The sequence below is a fragment of the Oleiphilus sp. HI0125 genome (genome assembly GCF_001635355.1).
In genome coordinates this window covers 1-1,102 of the sequence record NZ_LWGF01000841.1, presented here as the reverse complement: position 1 = coordinate 1,102, position 1,102 = coordinate 1, and the positions used below count along the sequence as shown (strand labels likewise).

Here is a 1,102-nt window from a genome sequence, read left to right as displayed (position 1 = left end):
GCTTACTTGACCTATGGAGAGGGCTACCACAACTACCATCATTGTTTTCAAACAGATTATCGCAATGGCATCCGCTGGTGGCATTACGACCCAACTAAATGGTTCATATTTACCCTGAGTAAATTGGGTTTAGCGAGCAACTTAAAACGCTGTGACGAACATAAGGTCGCCAAAGCAAAAGCAGAAATGGCGATGAAAAATCTTAATGAGAAACTGCGTTTTCATGCCGATGCCGAAGAGATTAAAGCGAAGTTGCAAGCAAAGTTTGATGAACTAGTTGAAGTGATGCATCAAACCAAAATCGCACGACTTGAATGGCTTGAAGCTAAGAAGTGTGAAGTGCGCGAAGCCTACGAGAAGTCTGAAGCGATGAAGCGATATCAAGAACTTAAAGACGCGATGCAACAGCAACGTGATGAGTGGAAGTTACTTCTCGCACAATATGCGTAAACGCTCAGTTATTTTAGTCAAAGATGTACAAGGGAAAAATTGATCATGCTTATTTTGCGTAAACGCATTCGGTCTCTATGCCTATGCTTCGTTGCCTTGTTTGTATTGAGTGCGTGCAGTAATGATGAATCTACTTCTGCGAATACCTTACCAGAAGGTGCAGAGTTGGAGCGTGATTATTCTCCTAGTATGGGGCCTGCTGATGCGCCAGTGACGATCGTTGAATTTTTAGATCCCGCGTGTGAAGCCTGCCGAGCATTCTATCCATATGTAAAAGAAATTATGAAGCGCCATCCGCAAGACGTGCGTTTAGTGCTTCGTTATGCACCGTTCCATCAGGGTTCGGATACGGTAGTACGAATGCTGGAAGCTGCGAGTCAACAAAATGTATACGTTCCAGTTCTAGAGGCGCTATTGATACAACAACAAGAATGGGCATCACACCATGCACCTAATCTAGATCGCGCGTGGGAAATTGCTGCTGCCGCGGGGCTAAATATCGAGAAAACAAAAGCGATCATCGATTCGTCGGAAATGAATGCATTGATCGTGCAAGAGGGTAAAGATCTTCGCGCGTTCAAAGTAGATAAAACGCCAACCTTTTATGTAAATGGTCTCGCGCTTGAAAAGCACAGTCCAGATCATCTGTATC

1 protein-coding gene and 1 pseudogene are annotated in these 1,102 nt (G+C 44.3%); both read left to right on the top strand.

What is annotated here, in order from left to right; translation table 11 throughout:
- Positions 1-450: pseudogene (locus A3762_RS27620) on the top strand (acyl-CoA desaturase); the annotation flags it as partial.
- A gap of 45 nt (positions 451-495) precedes the next feature.
- Positions 496-1,102, top strand: a 607-nt coding sequence (locus tag A3762_RS13650) for a thioredoxin domain-containing protein (RefSeq protein WP_068756111.1), incomplete at its 3' end; no start/stop codon positions are given.